The organism is Aquibacillus rhizosphaerae (assembly GCF_030282825.1).
In the GTDB taxonomy this organism is placed as follows: Bacteria; Bacillota; Bacilli; order Bacillales; family Amphibacillaceae; genus Aquibacillus_C; species Aquibacillus_C rhizosphaerae.
On the sequence record NZ_JASTZU010000050.1, the window covers coordinates 1 to 12,739 of the forward strand.

The following is a 12,739-nucleotide window of genomic DNA, read 5'->3' on the forward strand; positions in this document are numbered from 1 at the left end:
AAGCGGAGTATTCTGCCCGAACGAAGTATTACAACTCAATCCCCATTGCAACAGAAAGAATTTTACAAATGTAAAGAATACTTATTGCGCACTTTATATCAACTGTGAATTTCAAAAGACAACGAATGTATGCTGTGAAGTCAGATTATTTATTTTTGCTTCTATTAAATTATAAGTTGAAAGTCAAAGAAATCGACAGAAACTAACTCAAATACTACTAAAAATTAATTAATAGGGGATTTCCCGACAAAGGATGAGGAGATTCCCCGATTACGAAAACTCCAATCTAATCTTATAATGAAATTACAAGATAAAAGAGCGCATTAAGCTAAGTGAGGGAGAGTTAAAATGGAAGAAAATAACGCGAAGGTAACAATGGGAATATCACCTAAAAGAGCGAATTCAGTAAATAATGCATTTGCTTCAAAGTTTGCAAAATCAATGTTTATTGCAATTAGTGGTCTAGTTATTCTTTCTTTTATAGGAACGAGAATGTTTACACATGTTGACTTAAATCTTTATGGATATATGGTTGGAACAATTGTTTTCTTAGGTGGTTTCTTCTATCGTTTTATTGCTTGGGGTGAAAGACCTCCAACAAAGATATTTATAAAAAAAGGCATTAAATTACTATTTCGTAAATCTACTCCGAAAACCTCTGTAGATCACTTGGCTACATATAAATTCATCTGGAATAGGGGAATTTACCGATGGACCCAACACATGCTGATTGGCTGGGGAGTAATCATTTCATGTCTAGTCACCTTTCCGCTCGTATTTGGATGGATGTACTTTACGATGGATGAAAGCGGCATGTACACAATCGTTGGCATGGGAATGGATATTATGACAGTTCCAGCAGATGGTTTTATCGCTTTTATGTCATACAACGCGCTAAACTTCAGTGCAATTATGGTGATCATAGGTGTCTGTATGGCTTTGTATAGACGTCTGAAAAATATGCAAGCAAGAGCGGAACAAAAATTCATGTACGATTTTCTACCGCTGTACTTATTAATATTTATTAGTGTTACTGGACTAGCATTAACATTTATTAATGTATTTTTACATGGTGCTGGTCATTACGTGATGTCTTTAATACATCAATATTCCGTAGTTGTTACATTAATTTATCTGCCATTTGGAAAACTTGCACATATTCCATTCCGCCCGTTAAGTGTTTTTGCAAGAAATTACCGTGAACACTATGGCGAAAAATCAATGAAAAAATGTAAGGTTTGCGAAAATGAATTTGTTTCAACAGAACAATCTAGTGATGTCATTAATGTGTTAGAAACTAATAATATTCAATTTGATATGAAAGATGGCTTTAATTTAGCAGAATTGTGTTTGCCTTGCCGAAGAAAATACCGCATCGCAAGATTTTCAGGATTCTCTACACATGAAGTACCAGTCAAGGAGGCTAACCAAAATGCAAAGGGATAAGTTCTTTCGAGAAGAAAAAAATGTGAAACATCCGAATGAAGAATTGGTTAAAACCCATTGTAGCTATTGTGGCATGCAGTGTGGCATGAATTTACGAGTAAATAAACTTACAAATAAAATCATTGGTGTCGAGCCAAGATATGATTGGCCAGTAACGCATGGCAAAATGTGTCCGAAAGGTGTTACCGCTTATCAACAAACAAATCATGATGATCGACTCCTTAAACCACTTATACGTGATGATGCTTCCCTAAAAGGTACAAAAGAAGGGTTTCGAGAAGCAAGCTGGGAAGAGGCTTATGATTTAATTGCCGAAAAGTTCGGTGAACTCCAGGAGAAATATGGTAAAGACAGTCTTTCTGTATTTAGTGGTGTATCAATGACCAATGAAAAATGTTACTTAACTGGAAAGTTTGCCAGAGTAGCAATGGGAACAAGGTATATCGATTATAATGGGCGATTTTGTATGTCGAGTGCTGCAGGTGGTTTCCTAAGATCATTCGGTGTTGACCGTGGTTCTACTCTACCTTGGACAGATGTCCACGAAACAGATTGCTTATTTATTGCAGGAAGTAATACGGCTGAGTGTCATCCAACTTCGATGTTCCGCGTATGGGCTGTGCAAGATCGTGGAGGATACTTAATCGTTGCGGATCCTAGAGAAACTCCTGTTGCAAGAAGAGCAGATGTTCATTTGGATCTGCGTCCGGGTACAGACTTAGCGTTAGCAAATGGCATTTTAAATTTGCTAATTCAAAATGGCTATGCAGATGAATCATTTATTAATCAACATACAAACGGATTTGAAGAAACAAAAGAATTAGTAAAAGACTTTACTCCAGAATATACAAGTATGATCACAGGTGTTGCAATAGAAAAAATTGAAAAAGCAGCAGAGATTTATGGGAAAGCTCCGAATGCTATCGTTATGTTTGCTCGAGGAATTGAGCAGCAACATAAAGGAGTAGACAATGTGTCTGCTTATACGAACATGGCACTTATTACTGGTAAAATCGGTAGACCAAAAGCAGGAGTAGCGACGTTTACTGGTCAAGGAAATGGCCAAGGAGGTCGTGAACATGGACAGAAATCAGACTTACTACCGGGTTACCAAAAAATTACTAACCCTGAAGCTGTTGAACGTGTAAGCAAGGTCTGGGGAATTGAGCCTGAAGAAATGCCGAAACCAGGTGTATCAGCCTATGAAATGTTTGAGTTAATGGACAATAAAACGATTCGTGGTCTGTACTTGCTTTGCTCGAATCCAGCTGTATCAGCACCAAATTTGAATTTTGTAAGAGGTGCAATGAAAAAGCTTGATTTCATGGTGTGTGGCGATTTCTTTTTATCAGAATCAGCAGAATATGCTGATGTCATATTACCATCTGTTTCATGGTCTGAAGATGAAGGTACAACCACAAACCTGGAAGGTCGAATTATTAAAATTAATAAGGCACAGGAACCAATTGGTGAATCGAAGCCAGATTGGCAGATGCAGGTTGAACTTGCGGAAAGACTTGGTAAAGGAAAACACTTTTCACACTTAAAGACGGCTAAAGACGTGGCGGAGGAATTCCGTTTAGCTTCAAAAGGTGGAGTTGCCGATTACTACGGGGCTACATGGGATAAGATTGATGAACAAGATGGTGTTTTCTGGCCTTGTAAGGATAAAGAAGATAAAGGAACTCCACATATGTTTCTTGATAAAAAGTTTTATCATCCTGATGGAAGAGCAAAGATTTGTGCGTTACCATATCGTCCGGCAGCAGAGGAACCGTGTGAGAAGTATCCTCTCAGATTAACAACAGGACGTGTTGTATATCATTATTTATCCGGTAACCAAACGAGAAGAATTCAGTTCCTTAATGATATGTGTCCAGAACCGTATGTGGAAGTTCATCCAATCACCGCAGAGAAATATGGTATTAAACATGATGAGAAGATTCTTTTATTTACACGAAGAGGTAAATGTAATTATAAAGTAAAAATCACGGAGGCCATCCGTGAGGATACAGTTTTTGTACCTTATCATTTTGGCGGTGATGACTCTATTAACCTACTAACCATTGCAGCATTGGATCCAATGTCAAAAATGCCTGAGTTTAAAGCTTGTGCTGCTCAAATAGAGAAACTTAAATCTGGGAAGGTGCTCTAAATGACAACAACAAAAAGAAAGTTATATATGGAACTTGAAAATTGTATTGGGTGCAGAGCTTGTTTGGCTGCTTGTACACAATGTGGCGGCCATGAAGAAAGAAACAGAAACTATGTGTATGACGTTAATCCACTTGTAAACAGACAAACTATGCCGTTAATGTGTTTACATTGTGTTGATCCCGCATGTGCAAGAAGTTGTCCCGCTCAAGCGATCCAAATTCACGAAACTGGTGCAGTACTATCTGCATTAGTTGAGAAATGTATTGGTTGTCAAAACTGTACGATTGCTTGTCCTTATGGGATTCCTAAGTTCGATGAAGAAGAAAACTTAATGTATAAATGTGATCTATGTATTGATCGAACAAAAGATGATATCCCGCCAATGTGTGCAAGTGTTTGTCCTTCTCATACGTTGCAGTGGTTATCAGAAGATGAAATTAACCAAAAGAAACAAAAACATGAGCTTGATAACGACAAATGGGTAACAAGTTTGCCACATCTCGAAGGTGATACACATGTTACTGTAAATCTCCCAGGTATCCTACAGGGAACGACTAAACTCTTTTAAGGAGGGTGAACAATGACAGATTGGAACAATAATTTACCAAAAAATGATGATAATTATACCCATAATATAAACCGTAATAACGAAAGATCATTAGACCGAAGAGGTTTTATGAAAACATTAGTGGGAGCAGCAGGAGTATTCGCTGTAGCTTCCCTCCCTTGGGGAACGCTTGCTGCAAAAGAATTAATGGGTTTGTCTGATAAAGAATACCCTCGTCAAAAAATAGTGGATATAACTAATATTGCTGTAGGTGATTCAGTAGAATTCCATTTCCCAAGTGAGCATGATAGTGCTGTTCTAATCCGTTTGAAAGAGAACAAATTTGTAGCTTATCAAAATGCCTGTACACATCTTAGATGTCCTGTATATTGGGTCAAGGATCAACAAGAAATGGTGTGTCCTTGTCATCACGGGAAATTCGATGTGCAAACAGGTGAACCAACAGCGGGGCCACCACGACGTGCACTGCCAGAAATAATTGTAGAAGTAGAAAGTAATTCGGTTTATGCAGTGAGGGTGAAACGATATGAAACGTAGTTATTTTGGAGTGATTAGTCTATGTGCAATTTTATTTATGGATATTGTGTTTATGCAATTACTTGTCCATCAGTATTTTCACCAAAATTATAAAATTGTTCTGCTATTTATGTTTTGTAACATAATCCTATTTCCTATCGCTTTGTATATATATAAACAAGAAATTAATAAAGGTGGTCAGTCTCATGAAAAAAAGTGAAACATATTTAGACTTTTGCTTTATTCAAGAGGTGTCTGGTGAATTAGCAACGAACGTTCAATCTATGTTTGAGCAGTTATTTAAATATGAGCGCCTTCATTGGTATTTAGATGCGAAACAGGAAGAAGGTGCTGAAATTGTTGTAGCGGAAGTGAAAGGAATGAGTCGTTGGGAGACAGAACAAGAAGTGATTGATTACCTAGAGGAAACTGCAAATGAAGACTTTTGGTCTACACTTCAAGGGTATCAGTTTCAAGTACTTCCTGTCGAGAAAGGGTGTTAGAAAATGCAGACGGTAGAAATGAAAAGTTTAGAAAAACTGGTCGATTCATCGGTTCAAGTTTGTATATATGGGAAATCTTCTGAAGATAAGGCCCCGTGGGTAGATAAAAGGATAAGTAAATTATCTTTATGTCCTGATGAAACCCACTTACGTATTTATTTCGACAGCCACTTTTTTTTTGCAGTACCTTTAACTAGTTCAGTAGAACAAAAGCAAAATGAATGGATTGCATATGACAAGGAAGCGAATTTACATTATGCAATCAAGAGTGAGGAGAAGATTTCATGAATAAAAAAATGCAACTGCCATTACAGACGATGAATTTAATAGTAGGTTTTATGGTTTGGGTACTTTTATCATCTTTGCTATCATTTATAATTGAAGACATACAAATCACACCACAACAAGCAGCATGGGTAACTGCTATACCTGTTATACTAGGTTCGATACTCCGTATTCCAATGGGTTATTTAACAAATCTAATTGGAGCAAGATTAATCTTCATTATAAGTTTCATCTTATTAATTCCACCAGTGTACTACATAAGTATAGCTAATTCATTTATTGATTTAGTAATTGGTGGCCTGTTTATAGGTATAGGTGGTGCAATCTTTTCCGTTGGTGTAACGTCACTACCTAAATATTATTCGAAAGATCGTCATGGTTTTGTAAATGGGATTTACGGGGCTGGTAACATTGGTACAGCAATCACGGCTTTCTCAGCACCAGTTGTTGCAGCTAATTTTGGTTGGTCGACAACGGTTCAATTTTATATGGTTCTGCTTGGAATTTTTATTGTAGCAAATATTATATTTGGTGATAAACAAGAAGTGAAGGTGAAAACGCCTTTAATCCAACAAATAAAAAGTGTTTATAAAAATGAAAAACTATGGATATTTTGTTTATTTTATTTTATTACTTTCGGTTCTTTTGTCGCTTTTACCGTTTACTTACCTAACTTCCTAGTGAATAACTTTGACTTAGACAAGGTAGATGCTGGAATGAGAACTGCAGGATTTATTGCAGTCGCAACATTCCTTCGTCCATTAGGTGGTTGGTTAGCAGATAAGTTTAATTCACTAATTCTACTGATGTATGTATTTGCTGGATTTACTGTAAGTGCTGTTTTACTTTCTTTTGCACCATCGATAAATCTATATGCTGTCGGTTGTATTTCCATAGCTATAAGTGCAGGTATAGGTAATGGTGTTATTTTTAAATTAATGCCACAATATTTTAATAAGCAAGCAGGTATTGCTAATGGTATTGTTGCTGCTATGGGTGGTTTAGGTGGATTTTTCCCACCACTTATTTTAACAACGTTATACGATTTAACTGGTCACTATGCCATTGGTTTTATGGCATTATCACAAGTTGCATTAGCAAGTTTAATTATTGTAATCTGGATGTATTATCAAGAGAAGCTAACAATTTCTGCTAAGGTTATAAAAACTTCTCCATTAGGTATGATGGTCACCAATAAAAATGGTAAAATTATAACTGTAAACCCAGCATTCACCAAACTTACTGGTTATAGTCCCGAGGAGATGGTCGGGGAAAACCCAAATAAACTTAGTTCAGGAAAACAAACAAAAAAGTTTTATGAAGAAATGTGGAAAGATATCCAACAATATGGCTATTGGCAAGGTAAAATATGGAACAAACGAAAAGACGGCAATGATTATCTAGAATGGCTTACGATTAATGCAATTCAAGATGATTCAGGGGAGATAATCCAATATGCCGGAATATTCAGTGATATAACAGACAGTGACTTTTCAAAAACCGATTTAAAACCACAAAGTATTTAATTTTTAGGAGGCCATACACATGGAGCTTAAAGCTATAGAGCATGCTAGTACCTATATTATTCAGTCGCAAGAAGAAGAAATAAAGCGGATTGCGCTTGAGCTCCATGAAGGCATCAGTCAAAATTTGTACAGTTTATATACTGGTTTAGAATTTCTGCAATCAGGAATAAACCAACCTGATTTACAAGGGTATGCAAAAGAGATGTCAACCTTATTGAGTAGGACAATACAAGAAGTGAGGTTGCTTTCAGTCGAATTATATCCTTCGACACTAAAGACATTAGGAATATTTGCTGCCCTAAAAAGTTATATAAAACTGTTTATCTCTACTTTTGGGGTCATCATCCATGTAGAATCACAAGGAGAAGAACGGGAGCTCACTGAGCATAAAAGTTTGGCTGTATTTAGAACTTGTCAAGAAGCGTTAATCAATATTGCTAAATACGCTGATACTTCTGAAGCAACACTTAGCTTTACATGGGAAGAAAAAACGCTGAAAATTGACATAAAGGATAAAGGAATTGGTTTTGATTTACAAAAAGCAATCGAGACCAATAGTTTTAAAGGTATTGCTGCGATGAAGCAAAGAATGTTCATCGTTGGTGGGGATGTTCATCTATCTTCTGGAAAAGGTAAAGGTACAAACATTTCAATTGTTCTGCCTATCCAGGAATAGGAGGGGTTATGGATGATAAAAGTTCTATTAGTAGATGATCATGCAGTAGTTAGGATGGGGCTAAAAGTTCTGTTAAATGGAGTAGAAGATATGGAAGTTATAGGGGAAGCTTCTGAGGGTAATGAAGGTATTAGTAAAGCGCTTGAAACAAATCCTGATGTTGTGTTGATGGATTTAAGTATGCCACATGGAAAAGACGGTTTATCTGCTACATCAGAATTAATCAAACAGTTACCTGAAGTTTCCATCTTAATTCTTACCATGCATGATGACGAAGAATACTTGTTTCGTGCTATCCAAGCGGGTGCTTCTGGTTGTGTGTTGAAAAGTGCCCCACATCAAGAACTCATTGATGCGATTAAATCAGTTCGTAGTGGAAATGCATACTTGCATCCAGCGGCTACTAAAAGATTAATGGAAGAATACTTAGGATCACTAAAACAAGATGGTTCCGATGAATATAAATTATTATCGGATCGAGAAGTTGAGGTATTAACGTTAATTGCTAAAGGTTATTCCAATAAAGATATTGGTGAAAAATTGGTTATCAGTGTTAAAACAGTGGAAACACATAAAAGTAATCTAATGGATAAGCTCCAAATGAAAACAAGGCCCGAGTTAGTTTCCTACGCCTTAAAGAAAGGTTTACTGGGATATGGAATATAGTGAAAATGATGTGAAGGATCTGTTTCTAAAGGAATGTGAACATCTTAAACAGGTAATTGGTTGTGATTTTACAGGTGTAGCACTTCAACATCATAAGAAACTCGATGTGATATGGCCCTATGTTTGTGGGAATAGAAATGATAAATATAAATACATTACTGTCCGTTATGGAAAAGGAATAGCAGGCAAAGTAATATCCAGTGGAAGCCCAATGGAAATTGAGAATTTCCCTACTAATATTATTGGAAAATCAACGGAATATCCAATTATGTTAGCGGAAAAAATAATCACAGCGTATGCGTATCCATTAGTTTGGAATGGCATTCCTAAAGGTGCTCTTTTAATCGGATATCGCCAAAAATATGATTTTAAAGATGAGGACTACCAAAAATTAAAACAAACAGCAAGCAGGGTTCAGGGATTGCTACCTGTATACTTTGTTGAGAACTAGGAGGGAACACCTACCTATGAAAACGCTAAATGACACCACTTATTCTAAGGGTGAGTCTCCAGGTGATGCTACCATAGTCATTGATCACTATTCGAAGATAAAATCTATTAACAAGAAAGCGGCTCAACAATTTTTTTTAAGAGAAGAAGACTATATAGGTGAAGAAGTTGCCATGCTTTTTCCTGCAATGAATATTATGGAGCTAGAAGAAGGGGTCATTGTTCAGCATTATTTAAAAAATAATAAAGATGAACATTTCCCTTTGTTTCTGCGCAAAAGCACATTTAAGATTGAGAACAGTGCGTATTCTATGCTTACGCTTCATAAGAGTAACAACTATTCAGTATTTGGTATGGAACCTCAGAAAGCATTAAATGAACTACTTGATATGAAATTTGCCCTTGATGAGTCTACCATTGTAGCTATTACGGACCAAACAGGGAAAATAAAGTATGTAAATGATAAGTTTTGTCAGATATCTAAATACTCAGAAGAAGAATTATTAGGGCAAGACCACCGGATTATTAATTCGGGATATCATTCAAAGCTTTTCTTTCGTAAACTTTGGCATACGATTGCTAACGGAAATGTTTGGCAAGGAGAAATTAAAAATAAAGCGAAAGATGGTTCATACTACTGGGTCGATACAACCATCGTGCCTTTTTTAACGAATGAAGGAAAACCACATCAATACTTAGCAATTCGTAAGGAAATAACTGAATACAAACGTGTGGTTACTGAATTGAAAAAGTCTATGGAAGAACTAGTTGACATAAAATTTGCATTAGACGAATCTTCTATTGTAGCAATAACGGATCAACGTGGAAAGATTACGTATGTAAATGACCAATTCATACAAGTCTCTAAATATTCACGTGAAGAACTGATCGGCCAAACACATACAATTATAAGTTCAGGGTATCACTCTAAGGAATTTTTCAAGGAATTGTGGAAAACAATTGGAACGGGGAATGTTTGGAAGGGTGAAATAAAAAATAGAGCAAAAGATGGTCAATTTTATTGGGTCGATACAACCATAGTCCCTTTTTTAAATGATCAAGGAAAACCATATCAGTATTTAGCGATTCGTTTTGATATTACGAATAGAAAAGGAATGGAAGAAGAATTAAAACACACGTTGTCTCGGATTATCGATGTACAAGAGGGGGAAAGAAAAAGGTTATCAAGGGAATTGCATGATGGTATCGGACAAAATTTATATAGCCATTTAATTACAATTAATCGTTTAAGTACGGAGATAAATCATCCTCTCGTTGATCAAATGTTAAATGAGGCTACAGAGATTATTCAAGAAGTTCGGGATTTTTCTTGGGAATTAAGACCATCAGTACTTGATGATCTAGGGTTGGTACCTGCAATTCGGTCGTTTCTTAATCGGTTTTCAGAGCATTATCAAATCGATGTTTTATTTGATTGTTCTCTGAACAAAAGACCAAGTAGTGAAATGGAAATTACCATATATCGAATCATTCAAGAAGCGCTTACTAATGTTCGAAAGTATGCTCAAATTGATCAAGCATTCGTTACGATTAGAGAGGTAGAAGGTGCTATTCGAGTAGTGGTTGAAGATGAAGGAAAAGGTTTTAATCAAAGTAACATATCAACAGGAGTAGGATTAATTAGTATGGGAGAAAGAGCAAGGTCAGTGGATGGAGAGGTTAAAATTAACTCTGAACAAGGACAAGGCACAAAAGTTGTATTAGAGATACCGAACTAATTAAGGTTTACTTTAAAAGTTGTAATGGTTAGATAAAACGTCGCTACGATTTGGTAGCGACGTTTTATCTAACCATTAGCATATATAGTGTTAATGATTGGTGTTATAGAAAACTAGACTTAGAGGAGCGATTACCTCATGACACACAAACTTTTACAAGATAAATTTGGTCGTGCACTAAAGGATCTTCGAATCTCAGTGACAGACCGTTGTAATTTTAGATGTACGTATTGTATGCCTAAAGAAATATTCGGTAGTGACTTTGCCTTTATGCCTAAAGAACATTTATTAACGTTTGAAGAAATAGAGCAATTAGCAAAGATCTTTATCGAATTAGGAGTTAAGAAGATTCGCTTAACTGGTGGTGAACCTTTATTACGAAGAAATCTCCCCGTGTTAATTGAAAAACTGGTGGCGATTGATGGGTTAGAGGATATTGGTTTAACGACAAATGGTGTTTTACTAGAAAAGATGGCTGAAAAGCTAAAAAGTGCAGGGTTACAGCGTGTCAATGTTAGTTTAGATGCGTTAAATGATGAACTGTTCAAATCAATTAACGATAGCGGTGTAAGTACAGACCGTATACTAGCGGGGATAAAGAGAGCACAACAAGTAGGAATTGAAGTGAAAGTAAATATGGTTGTGAAAAAAGGAATGAATGATCAAGAAGTAATCCCAATGGCTCAATATTTTAAAGAACAAGGAGTCACTTTACGTTATATTGAGTTTATGGATGTTGGCCAACATAATGGGTGGAATTTTAGTAAAGTAGTAACAAAAAAGCAATTATACAATCAATTGTCTCAACATTTTGAATTAGAGCACGTTGATTCATCCTATGTAGGGGAAGTGGCAAAAAGATACCGATATGTAGGCACGGATACGGAAGTTGGATTTATTACATCTGTTTCTGAATCTTTTTGTTCGACTTGTACACGAGCAAGACTAGCGGCGGACGGAAGGTTTTATACTTGTTTGTTTGCAACAGAAGGTTTAGATTTAAAGCATGTGTTACGTTCTGGCGCTAATGAAAAAGAGATTAAAGACGTGATTGTTCCAACTTGGAAAAAGCGCGGTGATCGATATTCAGATGAACGGACAGAAGAAACAGCAAAAACGAAGAAAAAAATAGAGATGTCTTATATAGGTGGGTAGTATAAGTGATTGGTGTATCAAGAAAGGAAGAGGCAAGTGAGTGAAAGATATTCTAGACAGGTTTTGTTTAAACCAATTGGTAAAGAAGGACAAAATAAAATAGAACAAAAGCATGTACTGATTGTTGGTTGTGGCGCATTAGGGTCTTCAAATGCAGAAGCACTCGTTCGTGCCGGGATTGGAAAATTAACCATCATAGATCGTGATTATGTAGAAGAAAGCAATTTACAAAGACAACAATTATTCACAGAAAATGACGCGATTGAAAAAACACCAAAAGCAATTGCTGCAAAACAAAGGCTCAATCAAATTAATTCTGATGTAGAGGTAATAGCACATGTTATGGATGCTACAAGTAACTCACTTTCTCCTCTTATAAGAGAAGTAAATCTCGTCATAGATGCTACAGATAATTTTGATATTCGCTTTATCATGAACGATTTATCACACAAACACAATATTCCCTGGATTTTTGGTTCGTGTGTCGGTAGTACAGGAATGAGTTATACGATTATTCCCAATGATTCCCCCTGTTTATACTGTTTATTAGAAGCAGCACCTTTAACTGGTGCAACATGTGATTCAGTAGGAATCATCTCGCCTGCTGTGCAAATGGTCGTTGCGCATCAAACTACGGAAGCACTAAAATTGTTAATTGGCGATATAAAGGCACTAAGAACACGTTTAGTTATGTTTGATCTTTGGAATAATCATTATCAAACGATTAATGTGAATCGTGCAAAAAAAGAGTCATGTCCGACTTGTGGAATAACACCTTCGTTTCCGTATTTACAATTTGAATCACAAACAAAAACCGAAGTATTATGTGGGCGAGATACTGTACAAATACGATCCAACCAAAAAGAATTTCCATTAGACGAGTTAGAAAAACGATTTATAGATTTAGGACAAGTTAAACGTAATCCTTTTTTAATCTCGCTTAATTATCAGAATTTTCGGGTAGTGATATTTAAGGATGGAAGAACATTCATCCATGGTACAAGTTCAATAGAAAAAGCAAAAAAGGTTTATTATCAATTATTAGGATAGGG

General features: G+C 36.1%; 14 protein-coding genes. All 14 read left to right on the forward strand.

Annotation, left to right across the window (positions count from 1 at the left end):
- The first annotated feature begins 348 nt into the window (after positions 1-348).
- The 14 genes from QQS35_RS15840 to QQS35_RS15905 all read left to right on the forward strand — a co-directional run bounded on the left by QQS35_RS15840 (position 349) and on the right by QQS35_RS15905 (position 12,737).
- Positions 349-1,446 carry a hypothetical protein gene (locus QQS35_RS15840; protein WP_285933198.1) on the forward strand — a complete coding sequence of 366 codons (1,098 nt, stop codon included), beginning with the start codon at positions 349-351 and terminating at the stop codon, positions 1,444-1,446.
- Positions 1,433-3,601 (forward strand): molybdopterin oxidoreductase family protein, encoded by a 2,169-nt coding sequence (locus QQS35_RS15845; RefSeq protein WP_285933199.1) that lies wholly within the window; start codon positions 1,433-1,435, stop codon positions 3,599-3,601. The genes QQS35_RS15840 and QQS35_RS15845 overlap by 14 nt, the downstream gene beginning before the upstream one ends.
- Positions 3,602-4,171: a 4Fe-4S dicluster domain-containing protein gene (locus QQS35_RS15850; RefSeq protein ID WP_285933200.1), complete on the forward strand. Its 570-nt coding sequence runs from the start codon at positions 3,602-3,604 to the stop codon at positions 4,169-4,171.
- A 12-nt stretch (positions 4,172-4,183) separates the two neighbouring features.
- Positions 4,184-4,708 (forward strand): Rieske (2Fe-2S) protein, encoded by a 525-nt coding sequence (locus QQS35_RS15855; RefSeq protein WP_285933201.1) that lies wholly within the window; start codon positions 4,184-4,186, stop codon positions 4,706-4,708.
- Entirely contained in the window at positions 4,698-4,907 is a 210-nt protein-coding gene (locus QQS35_RS15860; protein WP_285933202.1) for a hypothetical protein, read from the forward strand. The genes QQS35_RS15855 and QQS35_RS15860 overlap by 11 nt, the downstream gene beginning before the upstream one ends.
- Positions 4,894-5,190, forward strand: a complete 297-nt coding sequence (locus tag QQS35_RS15865; RefSeq protein WP_285933203.1) for a hypothetical protein — start codon at positions 4,894-4,896, stop codon at positions 5,188-5,190. The genes QQS35_RS15860 and QQS35_RS15865 overlap by 14 nt, the downstream gene beginning before the upstream one ends.
- Before the next feature lie 3 nt (positions 5,191-5,193).
- Positions 5,194-5,478 (forward strand): hypothetical protein, encoded by a 285-nt coding sequence (locus tag QQS35_RS15870; RefSeq protein WP_285933204.1) that lies wholly within the window; start codon positions 5,194-5,196, stop codon positions 5,476-5,478.
- Positions 5,475-7,001 (forward strand): nitrate/nitrite transporter, encoded by a 1,527-nt coding sequence (locus QQS35_RS15875; protein WP_285933205.1) that lies wholly within the window; start codon positions 5,475-5,477, stop codon positions 6,999-7,001. Before QQS35_RS15870 ends, QQS35_RS15875 begins: the two co-directional genes overlap by 4 nt.
- 19 nt (positions 7,002-7,020) lie before the next feature.
- Positions 7,021-7,677 carry a sensor histidine kinase gene (locus tag QQS35_RS15880; RefSeq protein ID WP_285933206.1) on the forward strand — a complete coding sequence of 219 codons (657 nt, stop codon included), beginning with the start codon at positions 7,021-7,023 and terminating at the stop codon, positions 7,675-7,677.
- Between the two features lie 12 nt (positions 7,678-7,689).
- Complete coding sequence (locus QQS35_RS15885; RefSeq protein ID WP_285933207.1) at positions 7,690-8,343, forward strand: response regulator; 654 nt, start codon at positions 7,690-7,692, stop codon at positions 8,341-8,343.
- Entirely contained in the window at positions 8,333-8,794 is a 462-nt protein-coding gene (locus QQS35_RS15890; protein WP_285933208.1) for a GAF domain-containing protein, read from the forward strand. Before QQS35_RS15885 ends, QQS35_RS15890 begins: the two co-directional genes overlap by 11 nt.
- Before the next feature lie 16 nt (positions 8,795-8,810).
- Positions 8,811-10,532 carry a sensor histidine kinase gene (locus tag QQS35_RS15895; protein ID WP_285933209.1) on the forward strand — a complete coding sequence of 574 codons (1,722 nt, stop codon included), beginning with the start codon at positions 8,811-8,813 and terminating at the stop codon, positions 10,530-10,532.
- Between the two features lie 138 nt (positions 10,533-10,670).
- Entirely contained in the window at positions 10,671-11,687 is a 1,017-nt protein-coding gene (moaA, locus tag QQS35_RS15900; RefSeq protein WP_285933210.1) for a GTP 3',8-cyclase MoaA, read from the forward strand.
- Between the two features lie 36 nt (positions 11,688-11,723).
- On the forward strand, positions 11,724-12,737 hold the full coding sequence (locus QQS35_RS15905; protein WP_285933211.1) for a MoeB/ThiF family adenylyltransferase: 1,014 nt from the start codon (positions 11,724-11,726) through the stop codon (positions 12,735-12,737).
- Positions 12,738-12,739: the final 2 nt, after the last annotated feature.

Coding starts and splice junctions, on each gene's coding strand:
- QQS35_RS15840 (WP_285933198.1), top strand. CDS start 349: ATGGAAGAAAATAACGCGAAGGTAACAATGGGAATATCACCTAAAAGA.
- QQS35_RS15845 (WP_285933199.1), top strand. CDS start 1,433: ATGCAAAGGGATAAGTTCTTTCGAGAAGAAAAAAATGTGAAACATCCG.
- QQS35_RS15850 (WP_285933200.1), top strand. CDS start 3,602: ATGACAACAACAAAAAGAAAGTTATATATGGAACTTGAAAATTGTATT.
- QQS35_RS15855 (WP_285933201.1), top strand. CDS start 4,184: ATGACAGATTGGAACAATAATTTACCAAAAAATGATGATAATTATACC.
- QQS35_RS15860 (WP_285933202.1), top strand. CDS start 4,698: ATGAAACGTAGTTATTTTGGAGTGATTAGTCTATGTGCAATTTTATTT.
- QQS35_RS15865 (WP_285933203.1), top strand. CDS start 4,894: ATGAAAAAAAGTGAAACATATTTAGACTTTTGCTTTATTCAAGAGGTG.
- QQS35_RS15870 (WP_285933204.1), top strand. CDS start 5,194: ATGCAGACGGTAGAAATGAAAAGTTTAGAAAAACTGGTCGATTCATCG.
- QQS35_RS15875 (WP_285933205.1), top strand. CDS start 5,475: ATGAATAAAAAAATGCAACTGCCATTACAGACGATGAATTTAATAGTA.
- QQS35_RS15880 (WP_285933206.1), top strand. CDS start 7,021: ATGGAGCTTAAAGCTATAGAGCATGCTAGTACCTATATTATTCAGTCG.
- QQS35_RS15885 (WP_285933207.1), top strand. CDS start 7,690: ATGATAAAAGTTCTATTAGTAGATGATCATGCAGTAGTTAGGATGGGG.
- QQS35_RS15890 (WP_285933208.1), top strand. CDS start 8,333: ATGGAATATAGTGAAAATGATGTGAAGGATCTGTTTCTAAAGGAATGT.
- QQS35_RS15895 (WP_285933209.1), top strand. CDS start 8,811: ATGAAAACGCTAAATGACACCACTTATTCTAAGGGTGAGTCTCCAGGT.
- moaA (WP_285933210.1), top strand. CDS start 10,671: ATGACACACAAACTTTTACAAGATAAATTTGGTCGTGCACTAAAGGAT.